Raw genomic sequence first — 22,504 nt, forward strand, 5'->3', positions numbered from 1 at the left:
TAGACCTCAATTCCCCACACAACCCTACCCCTCGGGTTACCGTTTTACCCGACTACCTGCTATTTTACCTCCCAATTAGCTAGGTTTTTACACAATATTACCTCTATTTGTTCGAAATAGCACCCATACCCGATAGGCGGCTTTTCTAGCATTTCTCTATCTTTCCGCCTGTTTTAAGACCAAACCTATGATCTCTACGCGTAAATCAACACAAATTCTATTCGTACTTTCCGTACTTTTTAGCGTTATAGGCTGCCAAGATGAAGTAGCCCAACGTATTCCGGCTACACCAATCGCCGCAGCCGATATTTACCAAAAATGGAACGACAGCTTGGCCCAAAAACTCGACTGGCCCCAGGAAATCGAATTTTCAGGCTTTGCCGACCACAACATTGTACCGAGTCCGGCCTGTTTGGCCGTAGCCCCCAATGGTGACGTGTTCGTAGGCGTGGACATGATCGGTTCTTTGGGTAAAAAGCCCGGACAAGGCCGTATTATTAAACTCCAAGACACCGACAACGATGGTCGGGCCGATCAATATTCGGTATTTGCCGAACTTGACAACCCACGGGGCATTCTCCCAATGGGTAACGACCTTTATGTATTGCATACCACCTTTTCGGAGGTGACGGGAATCGCAACAGGCATGGCCCTAATCAAACTTACCGACACCAATGGCGACGGAGTGGCCGATGGTAGCCCCGAATATCTGATACGCAACATCAGCTCTAAAAAATTCATCCAAAGCCGGGGTACTGACCATGCCACTAACGGTATTCAAATGGGTATTGATGGCTGGATCTATATCGCCGTGGGCGACTTTGGGTTCCATGGGGCCGTAGATGCGGCTGGTAAAGCCATGACCCAATTGGGGGGCGGCGTACTACGTATACGCCCCGATGGTAGCGGCATGGAAGTCTATACACACGGATTACGAAATATATACGATGTGGCCATCGATCCTTTTATGAACATCTATACCCGTGGCAACACCAATGATGGCGGCGGATGGAATATCAGGTTTATACACCATATTCAGTCTGGGGAATACGGTTACCCTATGCTGTTTAAGCATTTTACCAATGAGATTCTCCCGGCCCTAGTCGATGTAGGTGGGGGATCAGGTACCGGCGCCCTTTTTATGGAAGACCCGAACTGGCCCGAAAAATGGAACAAAAAACCCCTTATGGCCGATTGGGGCCGCTCTGCCATATACCGACATGAAGTTAGCCCGGACAGGGCCAGCTTTACACAATCGGAAAAACGTATGATGATCGTACCACAGGTTACCGACCTCGATGTAGATGCCAGTGGCCGTATGTTCTTGGCCGCTTGGGATGGTGCCGGGTATTCCGGAAGCCCCGACAAAGGATATGTAGTACGCGCCGTTCCGCAGGGCTGGCAATATACCGAAGGGCCGAATTTTGAAAAAAGCAGCGACTCGGAACTAACCCAATTATTGGAAAGCGAAAGTGCCAAGATCAGATTATACGCCCAACAACATTTGGTGGCCCGAAAGGCCGACCATGTTATGGATCAGGTTTTCGCATTGGCCCAAAACAGCAGTGCGTCTATGGAAAGTCGCGTAGCAGCAGTTTATACATACGCCCAACTTGGTGGAGCCTCTGCCATACCAGGCTTAACCGATCTTACCGAGACTGCCGAATTGCAAGAATTTGCCCTAAGGGCCTTGGCCGACAGACGCGAGATCAACGCCCATGTACCTGCCGAACCTTTTATCGCCGCATTGGCAAGTACCGACCCTAGAGTAAAAGCAGCCGCTATTGTTGGCATTGGTCGTCTAGAAAACCCTGCCTTGGCCAAACACCTGATCGATACGCCCATGCCGGCGGTGCGAAAAGAAATGAACGCCCCGGAAGAAGGCCCGCATGCCACACCAAATTCAGCCATTATCTTACCACATTTGGCCGTTCGCTCGTTGGTATCCCTAAACGCCGTAGATGTCTGCCTGGAAGCCATAGGTTCGAAAAATACCGACCTCGCCCTTTGGGCCCTGAAATATATGCATAGTGAAAAAGGGGTAGACGGACTTATAGCCGCTTACAAAAACACCTCGGATCCCGTACTAAGCCAGAAACTATTGACCAGCTTGGCCCGACTGTACCATAAAGAAGCCCCCTACGACGGTTCTTGGTGGTGGAGCACCCGACCCGATACCCATGGCCCTTACTACAAAGGCATTCCTTGGGAAGGTAGTGCTGCCATAGGCCGCTTGATCAAAAACGAATGGAAACTGGCCGAGGGAACCGAAAACGAAGCTTTCTTTGAAGAACTGAACGAACGTAACCGTATGGAGCTGGTGGCAACTGCCATGGCCGATTCCGGAGCCTCTGACGAGATACAAATGGATTTGGACAAGATCAAAAACCAAAAAGGACAGATCGGTAAGGCCTCGATAGAAGATGTTATGTTGGCCTTGGCCGAAATACCCGGTAATCCACAGAAAGGAAAACAACTCTTTACACAACAAGGCTGTGTGGTTTGTCATAGCGTAGAAAAAGGGCAGACTTTAAAAGGGCCTTATATGGGACAGATCGGTTCCATTATGAACCGCGAGCAAATCGCCGAATCGATCCTAAAGCCTAATGCTTCTATTTCCCAAGGATTCTCTTCAGTGTATTTAGAGACCAAGGATGGTAGTGGTTATTCTGGGTTTATCTCAGAAGAGACCGCCAAAAAAATCGTGTTGCGTACCATAACCGGACAAGTACATACGCTACAGGTATCGGATATCGCTTCGCGTGAAGAACTGGAAACCTCAATGATGCCTAGCGGATTGGCCAATGCGCTATCTTATGACGAATTCGCCTCTTTGGTAACTTACCTATCTACCTTGAAGAAGTAAAGCATTGGATCTGACAGGTTTCGAAAACCTGTCAGGTCTATTTTATTTGGGTCGGGAAAGACCAAATTTCCCTTCAGGGGTGTAATAATTATGTTTTTCCAGTTTACCTACGGCCAAATACTTCTCGGCATCGATACGGCCTGTGCCATCGTGAATGACATCGTTTAGATGTATCTTTTCAATCTTACCGATAAGCACGGTTGCTCCGCCGGTAGCACCCGTTAAGGTGAAATCTTTGGCCAAGGTACACTCGAATTGCACCTGACTTTCTGCCACACGTGGTGCATTAACATACTCGCCCGGTAAAGGGGTAAGTCCCGCCAGTTCAAATTCGCATTCATTTGCGGGTATGGTAGCGGCCGTGGTATTCATTTTTTCTAAAAGCGGTCGCGTGACCAAATTCACGGTGAATTGTTTTTGGGACAAAATATTGCGTGCCGTATCCTTTAGATTCCCCTTCGGATTTACACAAGAAATCATGATATGGGGCGGATCATGACTAATAACATTGAAAAAGGAAAAAGGCGCCAGATTGTGTACCCCTTCGGCATCTTGGCTACCCACCCAGGCGATAGGGCGTGGAATTACCACCGAAGTCAAGGTTTTATACAAGGTTACCGCATCGGTCTGGGCACAATCGATTGTCATTTTACAGTTCTTTATAACCCTTGGAGGTAGATATTTTATGGGTTACCTCCTTAAGTAGTTTTACAGCCTCACTCTCGGGATCATCGTCCAGTTCCCCGATTCGTCCCATAATGGTAAGTGCGGCATTAATGGTTTTCGAAAAATCGAAAATGGGCGCCGAAATCGCGGTAAAATCGGTCAGTAGGATTCCACCTAGGCTTGAAACCCCATTTTCACGTACTTTTTCCAATTCGGTCTTTACCTCATTCATAGATTTAAAAGGCAAGCTCGAATTGCGCTTTAACTCTTTCGCAATACGCTCCTCTACCAAATTAAATGGTAAATGGGCACAGTAATTAAGACCCACGGCCGATGATAGCAAAGGCAATACACTACCGATCCTAAGATCAAAGACCGATTGGCTATGTATACCATCTACCCGATAAACAATCGTTGGACCTTTATTACCCCATACTCCCAAGAATACGGTCAGTCCTAGTTTATCGGCCAGTTCTTCCAACAACGGACGGGTATGGGTAATCAGATTGTTTTGATCTAAATAGCCCAAGCCCAACTCCAAGGCTTTAGGCCCTAGACCATAAAACCCGGTTACCGGATCTTGTTGAATCATTTTTAAGTTGGTAAAACTTACGATATAGGAATGGATCTTACTAGGCGAAAAACCCGATCGTTCCGATATTTTAGTCAATGAAATGGGAATGGAAGATTGTAGCAATACTTCCAATATGGAGAATCCGATACCAATCGACTGGATTCCCTTTGGAGCGGTTTTTTTCATAATCTAGTGGTTCTGCCTTATGGTTTAGGGCTTCCGGCAAAACTACATAATTCCCTTTGAAAGGCCTGACACCTAAATCTTGGTATCTATAGATTTTGTATAAGGTGACACCTAGAATACTTGGGCACTCTAGAACCATATAACACATCATCTTAAACAAAACAAGGGGAAACCAGATGATCTCCCCTTGTCCATCTCTACCACATATTCCCCTTTTAGGGCATAGGTACACGAATGCCCTCTGCTTCTAAAATAGGTAATACAGTTTCCGCGAAATACGGTAATTCTTCTGCATAGTTTACAAAGGCCAAGGTGGTACCTGAGAAACCAGCTTTATACAAATCGATAAGTCCTTTGGCCACCACTTCCGGGGTTCCTACCAAAGGCACCCCACCATGACCACCTGCGAAACGGGCCCTTAGGGTATCTAACACCTCTTTAGGGAAAGATTCGGCATGTTGGAACATTAGGTTGATAATATTATCTACAGCAGCCCAATCGGCATTGTCTACAGAATAATACTTGTGATAGGCCTCAGCCTCTTCTTGAGTGGGCCTACACACTACATAAGAGAAGGTAAGCACCCCAAGATCGCGGTTCTTTTGAGCCGCCTGGGCCTTAAGATCGGCGATTTCTTGTTTTGAGGTCTCCAACTCGATCATAGAGGTAAACAGGAAATCGGCGTTTGTCGTGGCGAACTCCCTTCCCTGCTGTGATCCAGCCGCATTAAAGATAGGCACCATCTCACGTACCGGACGTGGGTCTGTATAGGTGTTCTTTAGGTTAAAATACTCCCCTTTCCAATCAAAGGGTTCTTTTTCGGTCCATAATTTAGAAACAACGTCGAACCATTCTTGGCCATAGCCATAACGGGTCTCATGATCATCGGGCAATTCCAATCCGAAAGCTTCGTATTCGGGCTTGTTCCAACCACAAACTACGTTAAGACCGGCCCTACCACCAGACATTTGATCAATGGTGGCGATCTGCTTGGCCACTACACCAGGATGGTTAAAGGCCGTATGGATCGTAGCGAATACATTAATGTTTTTGGTTCGAGCCAATAATGTGGCGGCCCAAGTCATGGTCTCCAATACACTTCCATGAAAGTTGGTTTCACCCCCATAGCCTACCCATCGGGCGATCGGCAATAAGAAATCGATTCCTACCTTATCGGCTACTTCAGCCATTTTAAGGTTGTTCTCCCAATTATTTTCCCAGCGTTCCGGCACTTTGGTAATGGCCATTCCACTCGAGCAATTGGCAGAAAATAATCCCAATCGAAACTTATTCCGATTGAATAAACTGTTCTCTTTTGCGTTCATCCTTACGTTTTATTTGGTTATTAAATACGGTTGGCAATCGCCTCGCGATCACCGATGGGTGGTTCCTTGTCTATTTATGCATAGTAATGCTTAGTATTTGCCGCTTAGCAATTCTCCGAATCCGGGTACGTTGGTATCCAGTCCGAGTTCTTTCATCATCTTATAGGCCGTAGAAATAGAAGCCGTTATGGTACGAATACCACATTCGTCCTGTACCTGTTGTACCGCTTCTAAGGAAGGCATTTGCACACAGGCCGAAAGAATCAAGGTATCTACCCCCGTAAGATCCAATCGCTTGTAGATATCCACCAAATTCATTGGGTTTTGGGCCGCAACCTCCAAATTGTCGGGTATCTCTAAAGAAACACTGTCCAACACCTGAAAACCTTGATCTTCTATATAATCGATCACCTTTTGGGTTAACGACTTCATATATGGCGTTACGATGGCGATCTTTTTAGACCCTAAGGTATCCAAGGCCTCGACCAAAGCGCCAGCACTGGTTACGATCGGGGTCGGAAAATCGTTCTCGGCCGTAATCTTATGCAAACGTTCCTGGGAGACACAGTGGTATCCCTTGCCCATCGACATAATGGCCACCAAACAGGCGTACCCCATTACATCTACCTGGGCATCGGAAAGTTCTACCGCGCATTTGTCCGACAGGGCATCCATGGCCGCCAATTCTTCGGCAGTTACATGTTTCATTCGCATTCTGGAGGAGTGGAAGGTAAAACGTTCTTCCGCTACTTCTTCCCGCTTCCTGAAAATGGCCGGGATTTCGGTTTCCATAGTGATATTGGAACTGGGCACGATCTGCCCGATCCTATACTTCTTTTTCATCTGCTTTCTTCTTAGTACGTATCGTCTACGATTGGGTTCTTAAGACTTCCTATGCCTTCGATAATAATCTCTACCTCATCACCGGGCCACATCCACTCTTGGGGGTCCCTACCGGCACCCACGCCCGCAGGCGTTCCCGTAGCGATAATATCGGCAGGGTCTACCGACATAACCGAGCTTATATCTTGAATGATCTCTGGAATACGGAACAACATATTCTTCGTATTGCCATTCTGCTTCTCCACCCCATTTACCTTGGTAATGATCTGTAGGTTGTGCGGATCTTCGATCTCATCCGGTGTAATCAACACAGGGCCCATAGGTGCATAGGTATCCATGCCTTTGGAAACGATCCATTGGCCTTGCCTACGGTTATCACGGGCACTGATATCGTTTATGATACTATAGCCGTATACCAAATCCATGGCATCTTCGGCCTTCACACGAAAACCGCCTTTACCCAAGATTACGGCCAATTCGCCTTCCCAATCCATTTGCTGGGTCTGGTTGCCATTGTGCTTAATGGCCTCACCAGTAGCGATAACCGTATTGGTTGGCTTAGAGAATATGATACATTCTTGGGGAAGTTTATTATCGGTATCCAAAGAACGGGCCGACTCGGCCACGTGCTCGGTATAATTTAACCCGATACCCCAAATATTACGGGCCGGTTTTGGCATTGGGGCCAAAATTTTTACGGCCTCATAATCGTATACATAATCAGCGTTGTCATCTACAGCTGTGGCCTTTACCTTGGCCGACATACTATCGCGAAACTCCAACCCCTTATCAATCAATCCAAGCATGGAATCCGGTACATCCATACCATTGGCGGCTCCCCATTGTTGGGCATCGGCCACTTTGTTTTCGGGAAATACAATCCCTAGTCTATCGGCCCCTGAGGCCCTAAAACTTACTAACTTCATTGTTCTACTATATATTATTTATGGTAAATGGCTGTGAAAATTGGGGCCGACCCCATTAGCTCTATCGACCCCGCACTTCAACTTAAACCGTATCCAAAAAAGCTTATTGTTCTATTTTTTGATGACCGTTATTCTCGGTGTATACCCGCTCTTGGTAATACCCCAATTTTTTAATGGTAGGAAGGTCATTGAACTGGAATAGACAGGCATCTTCGGAACCTGATCCGTTACAGTGCTCGTGCCAAGCCCAAGAGGGCACACAGAAAATATCTTTCTCTTTCCAGTTAAAACGTTTTCCGTTAATTACGGTGTATCCGCTTCCTTTGGCCACCTGATATACGATAGACCCCGTATGTTTATGAGCCTTGGTATGCTCTCCCGGACGCAACATTTGCATGGCCGCACCCATGGTAGCCATAACCGGACCACCCGTAGCCGGATTGGTATAGTTCATTAAAATACCATCGTATGGCGAACCATCGTTAACCTTGGCCGCGTTCTGTAGGGCCTCATAGGTACGTTCCCAAGAGTATTTGAACAAAGGCGAATAAGGCTCGTTCCATTCGGTATCGGCCATAAGCACCCCACTACCACTATAGGTCAATGGCGAGAAATCGGTCGGATGCAATTGATCTTGCCCTTTACCCTCTTCAGGCCATACATGGTAATCGTTCGCCTCAAAGGCATTGGCCATAGGAATATCCAAGCCGTCTTGCCAAATACAGGTTTGACCATCTTCGGCCACCCCGTGTTCGTGCCAAGTTCCGTTAGGGGTAATCACAAAATCACGGGCACCCAAGTTCATTTTATGTCCGTTAACAATGGTGTAACCACCGCTACCCTCCATAATAAAACGTAGGGCAGATGCCACGTGGCGGTGGGCCGGGGTAAACTCCCCTGGTCTAGTAATCTGTATTCCTGAGAACAACATACCACAAGCTGCGGCAGATTCTTTTAAATTATCGTTGATCAAAGTCAACACCCTTCTACCGGCATCGCCAGGCGAAACCAACTCGGTGGCTTTTATCAACAAAGGCCTTAACTTATCATATTCCCACAACATGGGGGCCGATAAGGTGCGTGGCTCCCAAGGCTCGATCTTATTGGCTACCGTCCAAAAGGCTTTGGTACCCATATTTTCTACATCTTGGTAGTACTGTTTCAGTTCATCGGATTCCGCTACTCGGGAACGCCCATAAACGCTGTCGTCAAAAACTTGTGTTTCGTTGCCCATTTCTCTCTTTGTTATGCTTTAATAATCAGTTTCTCCTCCGCCTCAAAAGGGGTGTCGGTATATATGATCGGCTCGTTCTTTTTGGTATTTACGGTCAATTTGAATATATCGAATCTATTGTAGTGCCCCAAAATATCGTGCATTTGTTTAGGCTGTATGGTCTTTTCCATATCGATATCGGCATAAACGATACCCTCGTCATCAATCAAAGGGGTAACATAGTTGTCACCATCAGGACCGATTATTCCGGAAAAAGCCGAATTTTTACGTTCGAACAGTTCCCGCACCTGCGGATTTTCTTTCTCGAACAATTGAATGATCTCTTCCGATATGGTAGAACAGGACACCAAGGTAAAAATCTTACCCTCGAAAGAATGAGCGGCCGCCCTGATTTTTATAGCCGAGGCCATATCGTAATCGCCCGGGGACACCGGAAGCGAAATATAATTGGCCACGTGTACGGTCTCGCCCTGCGATAAGAGGGTGAACCTGGCCAGGGAGTTCGTATTCTCTCCACAGGCCAAGGTTCCTAGTGACCCCACATTAGTCTTATAGGTTTTTAAGGTACTGCCATCGCCGCCGGTCCAAGACATTTTCTCGGCCCAGGTGGGCACCAATTTCCTATGGGCACCGATTAAGGTTCCCGTATTATCAATAATCAAATTGGTATTGAACATGGTACCATGGCTATACCTCACCTTTTCGTTACAACCGATCACCACATTAACATCGTTCTCACGGGCCGCTTGGCAAAGCGCCTGTACCTCGGGCCCATCTACATAAATGGCGCTATGGTACAATTTGGCAAACCATTTGCTCGCATTTACCGGGTTGTCTACCCAGCTCCAATACGGGTAGGCCGATATAAACACCTCTGGAAAAGCCACCATTTTGGCCCCTGCGGCACCTACCTCACGTATTATGGAACAAGCTTTATCCACCGTTTTCGCCGTGTCTAAAAAAACGGGGCTCGTTTGTACTACCGCGGCCTTGAATTTTGTCAATGCTGTCATCTGTTCTGTTCGTATGTTTTGCGCGTTCGTCCTACCCTTTGGCAGACTACGCGATATTATGACCCAGCCTCCTCCTTTTGGTGAAGGCGGGCCGTTCGTTTATTTCTTCTTCGGCGGAAAGACCTTGATCAAACGAATGGTAGATCGTACCCCTTGTGTACGGTTCTCCACTCCGGTTTCAATAGCGGTCTTAAACTCCCACACCAATCCTTTTTTAGTCAATAAATGTACCGACGGCCCAATGGCAAACACCTTTTCACCACTATTGGCCACATCGATTCCGTTTACTTGGTCATCGTTGAACTGGGTACCCCAATATCCTTGTACAGCCAATCGGGTCTCGCCAGACTCACCCGGCTTAAAACGCTTTTTGCCCACCAAGGTCTCCAAAGCATAGTTTACATGATAGTACGTACCCGCCTTAACATCGGCCACGGCATCACCGGCCCCTTTTTCGACCTCAGAGTTAAAGGTTACATGGTGCCTAAGTGATAAAGAGGTCTTTTCGTTAAAGAACAAGGTTTGGGCGTAGGTAGGCTGTATACTAAAAAACCCACTACCTGCATTTACCGGCATAGCCTTGTCATACCCCCCGGTAGGCAACAAGAAAATCAATTCCGGACGATGGAAATACTTCAAACCGAACAATTTCTTGTCGAACCACTGCACCCCGAAACCTACACTTATATCGGCCAGAATACTGTTTTTCCCCAAAAGATCTACTGGGGCACTGTCGTAATCAGGCAATCCTAAATGTACTGTAGGCAATAGAAAATCAAAGAACAGATTACCCCCGAACACTTCGGTATTCGTAATCCAAACGGCCTGGTTTACCAAAAGGGCAGAATTCACCGTAAGATCCTTTCCCGGTAAAATGGTCACCTTATCACCATTATGGTCACGTAGGTTACCACTATAATAAGACGCATAGCCCATATAATACAAACCAGGCATGGGCGGCGCACCGTCCAAGACCGAGGTTAGACCATAATTACCCTGTGGCTGGGTTATGGGATCCTGCGCAAACACATTACTAAAGACCAAAAGTCCTAAAGCGAAAAAACCGATAAGTGACTTCTTCATAATCATACAATTTGATGGTTACAGCTACACTGGGCAGCCAATTAATGAATCTCTTTCATGTGGGTCACTGGAACAAATATAGAATTAATTTTCAATATTGTTGAATTTATTTTCATATTTCTGAATTGTTTGTATATATTTGTTGGGCCGAGGAACGTTAAAATCGCCTCATAAAATGCCTTCAGCCCCTATATTTATAGGCTGAAATACTAAAAAAGACAATTATGGATTTAACCAATAAAGTTGTTATCATATCCGGAGGTGCGGCCTCGATCGGGGCCGACATCACCAAAGAAATGCACGCGCAAGGCGCTCAGGTAGTTATCGCCGACATTAATAAGGAGGCAGGTGAGGCCCTAGCCAAATCCCTTGGCGAAAACGCACTTTTCGTGCCTACCGATATTACTTTAAACGAGCAACTCGAAAACCTTGTAGTTGCCACTATAGATAAGTTCGGAAAAATCGATGCCTTGGTAAACAATGCCGCTTCTTACGGAGACGAAGGTGCGACCACCGACCGTAACACTTGGTTAAAAACCCTGGATGTCAATGTGGTGTCGGCGGCTATGCTAGGTGAGCTATGCAGACCACAACTCAAGAAAAATAAAGGATGCATCATAAATACCGGATCGGTTTCCGGTAACTTTCCGCATATCGCCCGCTGGGCCTATCCGGTCTCCAAGGCCGCCTTGGCCCATTTGACCAAGACCCAAGCCGTGGAATATGCCGAAGATGGTATTCGGGTAAACTTGTTGCGATTAGGCCATATTTGGTCGGACCCTTTTAACGGGCTTACCAAAGGAGACCGCCAGCATGCCGACCAGGCCACGGCAGCCTTCAACCTAAAAGGCAGGGTAGCCAATGGTAAGGAGGTAGGGCAAGTAGCCGCATTCGTTGCATCGGACAAGGCTTCTTATATGACCGGAGGCGAAATTCCGGTCGACGGTGGGTACAGTGCCATGGGACCTGAGGGCCATATGCCACTTTTTCCAATTTTGGCCAAATAATAAACCAATAATAAAAGGGAATCATAACATAAAAAAGAAAGACAAATGGGAACGAACGCTAAGACTAAAGTAGCCATTATCGGAGCCGGACAATCTGGACTTCAAATCGGGATGGGATTACTTAAAAACGGTTTCGAGGTAACGATCATTAACAATCGTACAGCAGAAGAGGTAGCCAATGGTAGGGTAATGTCGAGCCAATTTATGTTCGATATGGCCATTCAGAACGAACGTGATCTTGGTATTGAATTCTGGGAAGGTACTTGCCCTCCCGGCGAAAGTTTGGGTCTGGCCTTGGCTAACCCTGAAAAAGAAGGCGAAAAAGTTTTTGAATGGGTCGGAAATCTCGATAAAATCGGGATGGCGGTCGATCAGCGTGTGAAGTTTCCCCGTTGGATGGATGAATTTGAGAAAATGGGCGGTAACTTGGTCATTGCCGATGCCGATGTAGCCTATATGGATAAACTTAGCCAAGAAAATGATTTGGTCTTGGTCTGTGCCGGTAAAGGCGATATCGTTCGCATGTTCGAAAGGGACGACGAAAAATGTATGTACGATCAACCCATGCGCGCCTTGGCCCTAACCTATGTTACGGGAATGACCCCTAACGAAAACCCAGGGGTACGGTTCAATTTGATCCCAGGTGTTGGAGAATACTTCGTTTTCCCGGCCTATACCACAAGCGGACCTTGCGAGATCATGGTTTTTGAAGGTATACCTGGCGGACCCATGGATTGCTGGCAAGACGTTAAGACCCCAGAAGAGCACTTGGCCAAAAGTTTAGAGATCATCGAGCGCTTTGTGCCTTGGGAATACGAAAGATGTAAAAATGTAAAATTAACCGACGACAATGGAAGAATTGCAGGAAGATTTGCCCCAACCGTTAGAAAACCCGTCTGTACCCTACCATCCGGAAATCATGTTCTTGGGGTGGCTGATGTGGTCGTAGTTAACGATCCTATTACCGGACAAGGCTCGAACAATGCTTCTAAGTGTGCTAAGATTTATTTGGAATCTATTATCGCCAACCAAGGTAAAGCATACGATGCCGCCTGGATGCAAAAGACCTTTGATGCCTACTGGGACTATGCCGAAAACGTTTCGTTATGGACCAACACCTTGTTAGGACCACCACCACCACACATTTTGAACTTGTTGGGTGCAGCCAGTGAAATGCAATCCATTGCCGATATGTTCGCCAACAACTTTAGCGACCCACAAGGTTTCTTCCCTTGGTGGCTAAACCCCGATTTAACCGGAAAATTAATAGAAGAGCACGCCCAAGCGGCAACCGCTTAAAATATACCCCATGAGCATAGACCCAAAAGCTTTTAGGAATCGATGTGGTGACTTCGCGACCGGAGTCACCATCATCTGTTCCAAAGACGAAAACAACGAAGTACATGGCATGACCGCCAATGGTTTTATGTCAGTTTCACTAGACCCAGCATTGATTGTGGTGTCTATTGGGAAAAACCAAAAGACCCATGGCCTAATCAAAGCTGCCGGAGAATACAGCGTCAATATTTTGGCCGAATCACAGATGCCCGTAAGCAATCATTTTGCCGGTCGCCCCGATCCAGAGTTGAACTTGGAGTTCGGGGAGGTAGACAACATTCCTATACTCAAGGAATGCATCTCTTATTTCACGGCCAAGGTAACCGCCATGCACGACGAGGGCGATCACACGCTCTTTATCGGTGAAGTACAAGCCATGGATACCGTAAAAGAAGAGGCCCCATTGCTCTTCCATGCCGGACGATATAATGCGATTAAAGAACAATCATAAGCGGACAAATTGGCCCTAAGGGAGGAATTACCATAGTATTTCCGTAACTTTTTAGGCCTGCCGTACAAAAAAAGAATACCATGAAGATAGCCGTTGTAGGTGGAGGGCCAGGAGGACTCTATTTTTCCATCCTGACCAAAAAAAGACTTCCAGATTGTACCATCGATGTGTACGAACAGAACAATTTCGATGATGCCTTCGGATTCGGTGTCGTTTTTTCGGATGAGACCCTGAGCGAGTTCTTGTCGTACGATATGGAATCTTACGAACTCATTCGTAACTCGTTCGCCTATTGGGATAATCTGGATGTGGCCCGAGATGGCGAAAAAGTACGCATTAAGGGTAATGGCTTTTGTGGCTGTTCCCGCAAAACCTTGCTTCTCCTTTTACAACAGCGTTGTCGTGAAGAAGGTGTCAACCTGCATTTCAACACCCGGGTAGAGGACCTTTCGCAATTTGCCGACGCCGATATTATCGTAGCGGCCGACGGCATTAACTCGGGTATCCGTTCTTCCATGGAAAAAGAATTCGGTACCAGCATAGAAATGAAGACCAACCGCTTCGTCTGGTGTGGCTCTACCAAACCCTTAGATGCTTTTACCTATTTCTTTAGGTCTACGCCATACGGTACCATTTGTGCCCATACCTATCAATATGAAGAAGGAAGAAGTACCTGGATCTTTGAATGTACAGACGAAACCTTCCAAAAAGCAGGTTTCGATGTAACCGATGAGGCTGGCACAGTAGCCCAAATGGAAGCCTTTTTCGCCGAAGAATTGGATGGCCATAAATTGATTACCAACCGTTCGCATTGGCGGCAGTTCCCCCATGTAGAGAATAAAAACTGGTACCACGATAAAGTGGTGCTTTTGGGCGACTCTAAAGCCACGGCCCACTACTCTATCGGTTCCGGAACCAAACTGGCCATGGATTGTGCCATTGGGCTTTCAGATGCCGTGGTGGCCAACCCCGAAAACGTAAACGCCGCTTTTGAACAATACGATAAAGTAAGACGCAATGCGGTAGAAATGATCCAGTATGCCGCCGTGGTTTCCTTGAACTGGTTCGAGGCCCAAGATCGCCATATGAAACTCGATTTCGACTCTTTCGCCTTTAGCGTTATGTCGCGATCTAAAAAGATCACCATAGAAAACCAGGCCCGAAGGGATAAAGAATACGCCCAGTCCATCATCCATGCCTTCAATAAAAATTTGGGGCTTGAGAATCTAGACACCCCACCTGCATTCACTAAATTTAAAATAGGAAATGTAGAACTGCCAAACCGAATTGTTATGAGCCCTATGGGCCAATACAATGCCAATGATGGTATCGCCGGAGACTGGCATTATAGCCATTATACCAGCCGTGCCACCGGAGGCGTAGGTTTGATCCTTACCGAAATGACGGCCGTGGCACCCGATGCCCGTATAACACCACATTGTTGTGGTATCTGGAATGAAGCACAGACCCAGGCTTGGAAACGCATCACCGATTTTGTACATGCCCATACCGATTCCAAAATCGGCATACAATTGGGACATGCCGGTAGAAAGGGGAATTGTGAGACCATTGAAATGGGCCAGATGATTCCTCTTAAAGCAGGCCATTGGGATTTGGTTTCGGCCTCGCCCATCGCCTATAATGCCGATCTACCTACCCCGACCGAACTCGATGCGGCCGGTATGGATCGTATTACCCAAGAATTCGCCCAAGCGGCGGCCAACGCCAAAACCGCTGGTTTCGATTTGATAGAGCTACAGGCCCACCATGGCTTTTTGTTGGCCTCTTTTATTTCGCCCTTGACTAACCAACGAACCGATGAATATGGCGGAGCTTTGGAAAACCGTATGAAATTCCCATTGCGTGTATTGGAGGCCATTAAAACAGCCGCACCTGGCTTGGCCATTTCAGTTAGAATCTCGGCAACCGATTGGGCCGAAGGTGGCTTAAGCGCCCAAGAAGCCAATCAAGTGGCCAAGGCATTTAACGATGCTGGCGCCGATATTATCAATGTTTCTACCGGAAACACCGTTGCCGAACAGCAACCCCTTATTGGGCGTATGTGGCAAAGCCCGTTCTCCGAGGCCATTAAAACGGAAATGGAGATCCCGACTATTACGGCCGGTTATATTCAGGATATTGACCAGGTAAACACCTTGATCTTAAACAAAAGGGCCGATTTGGTAGCCTTAGGGCGACCCTTATTACTAGACCCCTATTTTGTGCGTCGTGCCCAGGCTTATGAAAACTTTGAAGGCCATATGCCCGTTCCCAAGCCCTATGAGGCCGGAACCACTCACCTATACCCCTATGTGCGCAAACAGAGGGCCGAGGTAGAAGACATGAAAATCAGACTAAAACCGGTTTCTCACCAAGTCTCTTAAAAATATTCTCAACGTATTAACTAAAACGACTAATTCAACAGATATGAGCACTTTACAAAACCTTTTGTCCGCCGTACAGGGCAAATCCGTAAAAGTGGTAGATCTTACCCATACCTTGAACGAAGAATTCCCTGCCCTACAGCTCCCACCGGAGTTCGGACAGGTGGCCCCTTTTAGCAAGACCAAAATTTCGGAATACGACGATAAAGGTCCGGGTTGGTATTGGAACAATTTTACCTGCGGTGAGCATACCGGCACCCATTTCGATGCCCCCGTGCATTGGGTTACCGGAAAAGATCATGCCCAGAATTCGGTAGATACCATTCCGGCCGAACATTTCGTAGCCGGGGCCAATGTTATTGATGCTTCTAAAGAGGTGGCCAAAAACCCCGATTTTGTATTGACGCCCGAATATATCCAAGCTTGGGAAGCCGAACATGGCGCTATTGAAGCCAGTACATGGGTAATTTTCCGTACCGATTGGTCAAAACGACCTATAGGTCCCGAGTTTTTGAACGTAGGTGAAGATGGTTTAAACCACACCCCTGGCCCCAACAAGGAAGCCGTTGAATATATGATATCTAAAGATGTGCTTGGCTTTGGTGTAGAAACCATTAATACCGATGCGGGCATGTCGTTCACTTGGGAAATGCAATTGCCTTGCCACACCCTAATGCACGGTGCCGGTAAATACGGTTTGCAATGTTTAAAGAATTTGGATCAATTGCCTGCCAAAGGTGCCGTTATCGTAGCCGCTCCCTTGAAAATCGAGGAAGGTTCGGGTAGCCCGTTGCGCGTATTCGCATTGACTTAAAAAACAGTACGCTATGGCAGAACGTTCGTTTAAGAAAGAGGTAGAGACCTTACGAAAAGGCAAAGGTGAAGTTTGGCAGGGTGAAGGGATTTTGGCAGTGACCAAAGCCCTACTCGAAAATGGTGTTGGATATGTTGGAGGTTACCAAGGTTCGCCCATTTCGCACCTTATGGACGTTTTCGCCGACGCCGACCCCTTACTAAAAGAGTTAGGGGTATATTTTGAAAATTCGGCCTCAGAGGCCGGTGCCGCAGCTATGTTGTCGGCCTCTATGATGTACCCGGTACGTGGTGCGGTTACATGGAAATCGACCGTAGGTACCAATGTGGCTTCCGATGCCTTGTCCAACCTTTCCTCTAGTGGGGTTTTAGGTGGTGCGTTGGTTATCGTAGGTGAAGATTATGGCGAGGGTTCGTCCATTATGCAAGAACGTACCCATGCCTTTGCCATGAAAAGCCAGATGTGGCTTATCGATCCACGCCCGAATCTAGAGAGTATCGTAAAGGCCGTTTCCGATGGTTTTAACCTGTCGGAGGCCAGTAATACTCCGGTAATACTACAATTACGGGTGCGCTCGTGTCACTTGTATGGCCAGTTTATAGCCAACGACAACAAACGTCCCGATTATTCGCTTTCCGAGGCCTTGAACAATCCGGAGCGCGATGTAAACCGTATCGTTTTACCTCCGGCTTCCTTTAAACAGGAACAGGAAAAGGTAAAATCGCGGATGCCACGGGCCTTGGAGTATATCAAAAAACATAAGCTGAACGAGGTTTTCCAAGGGGAACGTGAAGATATCGGTATCATCGTTCAAGGTGGTTTGTATAATAACCTGAACCGTGCCTTGGCCCTTTCCGATCTTTCCGATCATTTAGGGAATACCAAGATTTCTACCTATGTCATGAATGTGACCTATCCGGTAGTACCCGACGAAATCGCGGAATTCTGTAAAGGAAAAACCTCGGTTTTATTAATCGAGGAAGGCCAACCGAACTATATAGAGCAAAACCTGTCGTTGATCCTGAATCAAAAAGGGATCGACACCAAGATCTACGGAAAAGAATTACTGCCGGAAGCCGGGGATTATACCATAGGGGTCATCCAAAAGGCCTTACCTAAATTCTTGGATTTGGCCGAGGCGGAAAATGTACGTGCCGCACGCGAAAAACAGTGGGTGTCGCTATTGAATCCGGAAGACAAGGAACTTTTGGAGACCGAAGTACCTGTGCGTCCGGCCGGATTCTGTACCGGTTGCCCGGAACGTCCTATTTTCGCTGCCCTTAAATTGGTCATGGAAAACTTGGGCGACCACCATATCTCTGCCGATATTGGCTGCCACCTGTTCTCCATCTTGCCCCCCTTCAACCTGGGAACCTCTACCATGGGGTACGGACTCGGACCTTCGTCGGCATCAGCCTTCAACACCATAAATATGGAGGTGAAAGACCAAAAAAGGGTCATATCCATTATGGGTGATGGCGGTTTTTGGCATAACGGGCTTAATTCGGGGATCGGTAATGCCGTTTTCAACAACCACGACGGGGTCATCATTATCGTAGATAATAATTATGCGGCCGCTACGGGCGGACAGGATGTACCTTCGAGTAAGAACGAAAACCCGATCCGTTCTACCAAGAACAGTATCGAAAACGCCGTAAGGGGTGTGGGGGTAAAATGGGTAGAGCTCATAGACCATACCTACGATGTTCAGAAGATGGTAAAGATCATGACCAAGGCCTTGACCACAACCGAAGGTGGGCCCAAGGTGATCATTGCCCAATCGGAATGTAGTTTGAACAAACAGCGTCGTGAAAAGAAAATCTTCCGTCAGAAAATGAAGGAAGAAAAACGGGTCGTAAAAGAACGCTTCGGGGTCGACAGCAAGGTTTGTAGTGGTGACCACGAGTGTATGCGACTTTCAGGTTGTCCGTCACTGACACTCGACTATAGCGAGAACCCTTTAAAAGACGACCCTGTTGCCAAGATCGACAACTCTTGTGTGGCCTGTGGTAACTGTGGCGAAGTGGCCGAAGCGGCCGTTTTGTGTCCGTCTTTCTACAAAGCCCAGATTGTAAACCATCCGGGAGCGGGCGAGCGTATGGCGCACAACTTTAAGAAAAAGATCATTAACTATTTACAAAAACGGCGCGACCGCAAAAGGATACGGGCATGAGTGTAGCAAAGAAGAAGAACGAACCCATTAAAATAGCCTTATTGGCCGTTGGTGGGGACGGTGGAGGTGTATTGAGTGGTTGGATCCGTATGACCGCAGAAGATAACGGCTATTGGGCCCAATCGACCTCGATTGCCGGGGTGGCCCAACGTACCGGGGCCACAGTGTACTATATGGAGCTCATGAACAAAGAGGGCTTGGAAAAAGACGGGAAGATCCAAACCCCCGTTTTAGCCCAAATGCCAGCTCCTTTTGATATCGATATCGTAATGGCTACCGAGATTATGGAAGCCGGGCGAGCCATGTACCGCGACTTTGTCTCGGACAAGACCACCCTGATATTTTCGACTAATCGTAACCTGGCCATAAAAGAGAAAGAAACCCCTGGCGATGGCATCTTAGATGGAAGGAGTATCGTAGAATTGGCCGAAAAACATGCTAAAAAGAGCCTTTTCGGCAACCTGAAACTTATTGCCGAACAGCACAAAAGTGTTATCTCGGCCAGTATGTTCGGGGCCTTGGCCGCCAGTGGTGCCCTACCCTTTACCAAACAGCAGTTTTTAGACACCATTGCCAAAACGGGTATCGCGGTACAGGCCAGTTCCAATGCCTTTAATGGGGCCTATGACTATATCAAGGATTTTATAGCTAAACCCAAACCCTACGAACCGGCCTTGAAAAAAGCGGAGATTCCGGCCATGCCTTCAAGTTCCAAAAACAAGACCGTAGCTGGGTTTATCAACTATATCAAATCGGAATTCCCCAAACCCATACACGATGTGGTCTTTAGCGGGGTGCTCCATTTGGCTGATTGGCACAATGCTACATGGGCCCAAGAATATCTCGATAAGTTAAAACCTTTTGTGGCCAAAGACCAGGGCGAGTACACTTTGTCTTTTAACCTCGCTAAATATTTGGCGACGGCCATGGCCTATGACGATCTTATCTTTGTGGCCGACCAAAAGACACGTACCGAGCGTTTTGCCGAGGTCTACGACCAAATCGAGGCCAAACCCGACGACATCGTTCATACCTTGGATTTCCTACACCCGAGTTTCCCGGAATTCTATGGCTTTCTACCCAAGAAAATGGGACTTAAGGTGTCGAAGAACAAAAAGATGGAAGCATGGTTCGCCAAACGTATGGATAAGGACCGTCGTATTAAATCGACGAGTTTGTTCTGGTACTTGAACCTCTATTTCCTAGGGGGTATGAAACGTTGGCGTATGAAGACCTTTAGGCATTACGAGGAGATGGACAATGTAGATGGTTGGTTGGGCCGTATAGATCGTATGCTGTCCCAAAACTATGCCTTGGCCGTAGACTTGGCCAAAACCTATCGATTGAAAAAAGGTTATGGGGACACCTATGCCCGCGGCCATGGTAAATTCTGGCTCATGAACGAGTTCATTATGTCGAATGCCGATAATGGTAAGGCCCAAAAATTCGCGGCCCACCTTATGGAAGTCGCCCTGCAAAACCCAAAGGTAGAAGCACTGCGCAAGAGTATAGAAGAAATTGAAGCCAATTAAGAGACTGTATTAAAACGATTCAAATGGGGTACCATACTATTTTTATAGGCGGAGGCATCAATAATTTGGTAGCTGCCAGCCTTTTGGCCAAAAGCGGTAAGAAAGTGCTGGTGCTGGAACGTACCGAACATTTGGGCGGATGTATACGATCTGCCCAAGCCGAGGGTTGTACCTTGGATACCTTTTCAACGGCCTACCCGCTTTTCGTAACCGGGCCGGCCTATGGCATGTTACAAGAAGACCTGGCCGCCCAAGGTGTCGATTTTGCCAATAACGATACCCCTACCGCTACGGTTCTTTCCGATAAACGGTTCTCCATTTTACGTACCGATCGGGATACCAACACCCAAAATTTCAATGGGTTCAATGCTGGTGAAGGCGATCGGTTCAGAGAAACCATTGGTTGGGTAGAACAAAATGCCGACCTCTTGTTCAGTATACTGGGGCAAGAACCGGTAACCTTGCAAATGGCCAAGCTATTGGGCAAGACCCTCTGGAAAAAAGGGGTAAAACCAAGTTTGGAACTGGTGGGCGAATGTTTGGCTTCATTACGAAACGATTTTCCGGACCATGTTAAAAGTGAAGAGGTCAACGCCTTGTTATCACCATGGATCTTACATACCGGCCTATCGCCTGAGAGTCCGTTTTCGGCTGCCATGGCCAAAATCGTGGCCTTTACGGTAGAACTCGTAGGCCTTCCCTTGGTAAAAGGCGGAAGCTACAAAATCGTAGAAGCCTTTAAGAACATCATCGAATCGAATGGAGGTACTTGCATACTGAACAGGCATGTAGATGAAGTGGTAGTCGATAAGGCCAGTAAAACAGCTACTGGGGTACGTTGTGCGGATGGTAGCAGCTACAACTCAAAATTCGTTGTCGCCAGTACCACCCCTACCCTTTTATACGATAAACTTATTGCCGATAAATCGCTTTTACCGGAAGCGGTAAAGACCCAAGCGGCCAATTATAAATATGGCATGGGCAATATGCAGATCCATTTGGTGCTGAACGAGGCCCCGAAATGGTTCGATCCGGAGTTGGGCACGGTAATCTATACCCACCTTTCGAATGGCATGGACGATGTTTCGCGTTCGGTAAACCAGGCTACCCGCCAGCAATTGCCCAGCGAAGCTACAATCTGTATCGCCCAACCCAGTGCGGTAGACCCAAGTCGTGCCGCCGAAGGTAAACATATACTTTGGATCCAATTGCCGGAATGTCCCAATTACCCAGAGGCCGATGCCGCTGGTAGTCTAAACGACCTTTGCCAGGGTGAATGGACCGATGCCCTTAAAAACGCCTATGCCGACCGTATTTTGGATCGTATCGAAGGCTATATTTCGAACGTAAAGACGGCCCAGGTATACAAAGCCATCATTTCGCCCAAAGAATTGGGACAAATGAACATAAACCTCATGCATGGTGACCCCTACGGCGGATCGTGTGCCATTGAACAATACTTGGCTTGGCGCCCCTTAAAGTCCACCAAAAACCATGAGACCCCGATCAAAAACCTATTCCATTCCGGGGCATCTACGCATCCCGGACCCGGACTTGGCGGTGGATCGGGCTTTTTAATCTATCAAAAACTACATAAGAAGTAATGGACAATCGTTTTTCCAAAGCAGAAAAAATACGTTTTCAACATTGCGATTTCGCCGGAATCGTTTTTTACCCACGCTATTTCGTAATGCTAAACGATTTGGTAGAAGACTGGTTCGAGGAGGCCTTGGGCTATTCCTTTAACGACATGCATCCCAACTATGGGGTGCCTACGGTGAACGTGAATACCAATTTCCATAAGCCGGCCCGCTTGGGCGAACATATTACCAAAAGCCTGTATATAGAAAAGTTGGGCAAGAAATCGGTGGTATACCGCTTTGCCTTTACCAATGCCCAAGGCGATCAGATTGTTGAGGGAGAGGGTACCTTGGTCTTTATTGAGAAAGACGAAAAAGGCGGCTTAAAATCCAAGGCTTGGACCGAAGAACTCTTGAATAAAATGCGGCCTTTTGTAAGCAACCCATAAGTACTTGCACACCATTGCGCTTGTTATCTTTTCGTCAAATTGTTCGGGGGCTGAAAGAGG

At 47.3% G+C, this 22,504-nt stretch carries 18 protein-coding genes; 10 read left to right on the forward strand and 8 right to left on the reverse strand.

The window, feature by feature from the left end; translation table 11 throughout:
- Positions 1 to 187 precede the first annotated feature (187 nt).
- On the forward strand, positions 188 to 2,866 hold the full coding sequence (locus tag B7P33_RS07775) for a DUF7133 domain-containing protein (RefSeq protein ID WP_097441415.1): 2,679 nt from the start codon (positions 188 to 190) through the stop codon (positions 2,864 to 2,866).
- A 42-nt stretch (positions 2,867 to 2,908) separates the two neighbouring features.
- Here the strand turns inward: B7P33_RS07775 and B7P33_RS07780 are convergent, their stop codons facing one another.
- The 8 genes from B7P33_RS07780 to B7P33_RS07815 form a co-directional block, all read right to left on the reverse strand.
- Complete coding sequence (locus tag B7P33_RS07780) at positions 2,909 to 3,514, reverse strand: flavin reductase family protein (protein WP_097441416.1); 606 nt, start codon at positions 3,512 to 3,514, stop codon at positions 2,909 to 2,911.
- 1 nt (position 3,515) lies between these two features.
- On the reverse strand, positions 3,516 to 4,292 hold the full coding sequence (locus tag B7P33_RS07785) for an IclR family transcriptional regulator (protein WP_097441417.1): 777 nt from the start codon (positions 4,290 to 4,292) through the stop codon (positions 3,516 to 3,518).
- A 215-nt stretch (positions 4,293 to 4,507) separates the two neighbouring features.
- A complete protein-coding gene (locus tag B7P33_RS07790; protein ID WP_097441418.1) occupies positions 4,508 to 5,617 on the reverse strand; it encodes an LLM class flavin-dependent oxidoreductase in 1,110 nt (369 codons plus the stop codon).
- Between the two features lie 90 nt (positions 5,618 to 5,707).
- Positions 5,708 to 6,460: a maleate cis-trans isomerase family protein gene (locus B7P33_RS07795; protein WP_097441419.1), complete on the reverse strand. Its 753-nt coding sequence runs from the start codon at positions 6,458 to 6,460 to the stop codon at positions 5,708 to 5,710.
- An 11-nt stretch (positions 6,461 to 6,471) separates the two neighbouring features.
- Complete coding sequence (locus B7P33_RS07800; protein ID WP_097441420.1) at positions 6,472 to 7,386, reverse strand: fumarylacetoacetate hydrolase family protein; 915 nt, start codon at positions 7,384 to 7,386, stop codon at positions 6,472 to 6,474.
- A gap of 103 nt (positions 7,387 to 7,489) precedes the next feature.
- The gene (locus tag B7P33_RS07805) at positions 7,490 to 8,620 is read right to left on the reverse strand and encodes a cupin domain-containing protein (protein ID WP_097441421.1); all 1,131 of its coding nucleotides are present in this window, start codon (positions 8,618 to 8,620) and stop codon (positions 7,490 to 7,492) included.
- Positions 8,621 to 8,631: 11 nt separating this feature from the next.
- The gene (locus tag B7P33_RS07810; protein WP_097441422.1) at positions 8,632 to 9,633 is read right to left on the reverse strand and encodes a carbon-nitrogen hydrolase family protein; all 1,002 of its coding nucleotides are present in this window, start codon (positions 9,631 to 9,633) and stop codon (positions 8,632 to 8,634) included.
- Positions 9,634 to 9,732: 99 nt separating this feature from the next.
- The gene (locus B7P33_RS07815) at positions 9,733 to 10,716 is read right to left on the reverse strand and encodes a SphA family protein (protein ID WP_172435892.1); all 984 of its coding nucleotides are present in this window, start codon (positions 10,714 to 10,716) and stop codon (positions 9,733 to 9,735) included.
- Positions 10,717 to 10,940: 224 nt separating this feature from the next.
- Here B7P33_RS07815 and B7P33_RS07820 point away from each other — a divergent pair, with 224 nt between their 5' ends.
- The 9 genes from B7P33_RS07820 to B7P33_RS07860 all read left to right on the forward strand — a co-directional run bounded on the left by B7P33_RS07820 (position 10,941) and on the right by B7P33_RS07860 (position 22,444).
- Positions 10,941 to 11,723 (forward strand): SDR family oxidoreductase, encoded by a 783-nt coding sequence (locus tag B7P33_RS07820; protein ID WP_097441424.1) that lies wholly within the window; start codon positions 10,941 to 10,943, stop codon positions 11,721 to 11,723.
- A 45-nt stretch (positions 11,724 to 11,768) separates the two neighbouring features.
- Positions 11,769 to 13,022, forward strand: coding sequence for a styrene monooxygenase/indole monooxygenase family protein (locus B7P33_RS07825; protein WP_097441425.1), 1,254 nt, complete (start codon positions 11,769 to 11,771; stop codon positions 13,020 to 13,022).
- A 10-nt stretch (positions 13,023 to 13,032) separates the two neighbouring features.
- Positions 13,033 to 13,512 carry a flavin reductase family protein gene (locus tag B7P33_RS07830; RefSeq protein WP_097441426.1) on the forward strand — a complete coding sequence of 160 codons (480 nt, stop codon included), beginning with the start codon at positions 13,033 to 13,035 and terminating at the stop codon, positions 13,510 to 13,512.
- Positions 13,513 to 13,592: 80 nt separating this feature from the next.
- Positions 13,593 to 15,896, forward strand: coding sequence for an oxidoreductase (locus B7P33_RS07835; RefSeq protein WP_097441427.1), 2,304 nt, complete (start codon positions 13,593 to 13,595; stop codon positions 15,894 to 15,896).
- Positions 15,897 to 15,939: 43 nt separating this feature from the next.
- Positions 15,940 to 16,710, forward strand: a complete 771-nt coding sequence (locus tag B7P33_RS07840; RefSeq protein WP_097441428.1) for a cyclase family protein — start codon at positions 15,940 to 15,942, stop codon at positions 16,708 to 16,710.
- A gap of 13 nt (positions 16,711 to 16,723) precedes the next feature.
- Complete coding sequence (locus tag B7P33_RS07845; protein ID WP_097441429.1) at positions 16,724 to 18,883, forward strand: indolepyruvate ferredoxin oxidoreductase subunit alpha; 2,160 nt, start codon at positions 16,724 to 16,726, stop codon at positions 18,881 to 18,883.
- Complete coding sequence (locus B7P33_RS07850; RefSeq protein WP_097441430.1) at positions 18,880 to 20,415, forward strand: indolepyruvate oxidoreductase subunit beta family protein; 1,536 nt, start codon at positions 18,880 to 18,882, stop codon at positions 20,413 to 20,415. The genes B7P33_RS07845 and B7P33_RS07850 overlap by 4 nt, the downstream gene beginning before the upstream one ends.
- Before the next feature lie 23 nt (positions 20,416 to 20,438).
- On the forward strand, positions 20,439 to 22,019 hold the full coding sequence (locus B7P33_RS07855; protein ID WP_097441431.1) for a phytoene desaturase family protein: 1,581 nt from the start codon (positions 20,439 to 20,441) through the stop codon (positions 22,017 to 22,019).
- The gene (locus B7P33_RS07860) at positions 22,019 to 22,444 is read left to right on the forward strand and encodes an acyl-CoA thioesterase (RefSeq protein WP_097441432.1); all 426 of its coding nucleotides are present in this window, start codon (positions 22,019 to 22,021) and stop codon (positions 22,442 to 22,444) included. Before B7P33_RS07855 ends, B7P33_RS07860 begins: the two co-directional genes overlap by 1 nt.
- Positions 22,445 to 22,504: the final 60 nt, after the last annotated feature.

This window comes from Sediminicola luteus (assembly GCF_002514735.1).
Classification (GTDB): domain Bacteria; phylum Bacteroidota; class Bacteroidia; order Flavobacteriales; family Flavobacteriaceae; genus HQA918.

Bases quoted from the DNA above. Each gene is read 5' to 3' on its own strand.
- B7P33_RS07835 (WP_097441427.1), top strand. From the start codon at position 13,593: ATGAAGATAGCCGTTGTAGGTGGAGGGCCAGGAGGACTCTATTTTTCC.
- B7P33_RS07855 (WP_097441431.1), top strand. From the start codon at position 20,439: ATGGGGTACCATACTATTTTTATAGGCGGAGGCATCAATAATTTGGTA.
- B7P33_RS07780 (WP_097441416.1), bottom strand. From the start codon at position 3,514: ATGACAATCGATTGTGCCCAGACCGATGCGGTAACCTTGTATAAAACC.
- B7P33_RS07785 (WP_097441417.1), bottom strand. From the start codon at position 4,292: ATGAAAAAAACCGCTCCAAAGGGAATCCAGTCGATTGGTATCGGATTC.
- B7P33_RS07790 (WP_097441418.1), bottom strand. From the start codon at position 5,617: ATGAACGCAAAAGAGAACAGTTTATTCAATCGGAATAAGTTTCGATTG.
- B7P33_RS07840 (WP_097441428.1), top strand. From the start codon at position 15,940: ATGAGCACTTTACAAAACCTTTTGTCCGCCGTACAGGGCAAATCCGTA.
- B7P33_RS07820 (WP_097441424.1), top strand. From the start codon at position 10,941: ATGGATTTAACCAATAAAGTTGTTATCATATCCGGAGGTGCGGCCTCG.
- B7P33_RS07845 (WP_097441429.1), top strand. From the start codon at position 16,724: ATGGCAGAACGTTCGTTTAAGAAAGAGGTAGAGACCTTACGAAAAGGC.
- B7P33_RS07825 (WP_097441425.1), top strand. From the start codon at position 11,769: ATGGGAACGAACGCTAAGACTAAAGTAGCCATTATCGGAGCCGGACAA.
- B7P33_RS07805 (WP_097441421.1), bottom strand. From the start codon at position 8,620: ATGGGCAACGAAACACAAGTTTTTGACGACAGCGTTTATGGGCGTTCC.
- B7P33_RS07810 (WP_097441422.1), bottom strand. From the start codon at position 9,633: ATGACAGCATTGACAAAATTCAAGGCCGCGGTAGTACAAACGAGCCCC.
- B7P33_RS07815 (WP_172435892.1), bottom strand. From the start codon at position 10,716: ATGAAGAAGTCACTTATCGGTTTTTTCGCTTTAGGACTTTTGGTCTTT.
- B7P33_RS07860 (WP_097441432.1), top strand. From the start codon at position 22,019: ATGGACAATCGTTTTTCCAAAGCAGAAAAAATACGTTTTCAACATTGC.
- B7P33_RS07850 (WP_097441430.1), top strand. From the start codon at position 18,880: ATGAGTGTAGCAAAGAAGAAGAACGAACCCATTAAAATAGCCTTATTG.
- B7P33_RS07830 (WP_097441426.1), top strand. From the start codon at position 13,033: ATGAGCATAGACCCAAAAGCTTTTAGGAATCGATGTGGTGACTTCGCG.
- B7P33_RS07800 (WP_097441420.1), bottom strand. From the start codon at position 7,386: ATGAAGTTAGTAAGTTTTAGGGCCTCAGGGGCCGATAGACTAGGGATT.
- B7P33_RS07775 (WP_097441415.1), top strand. From the start codon at position 188: ATGATCTCTACGCGTAAATCAACACAAATTCTATTCGTACTTTCCGTA.
- B7P33_RS07795 (WP_097441419.1), bottom strand. From the start codon at position 6,460: ATGAAAAAGAAGTATAGGATCGGGCAGATCGTGCCCAGTTCCAATATC.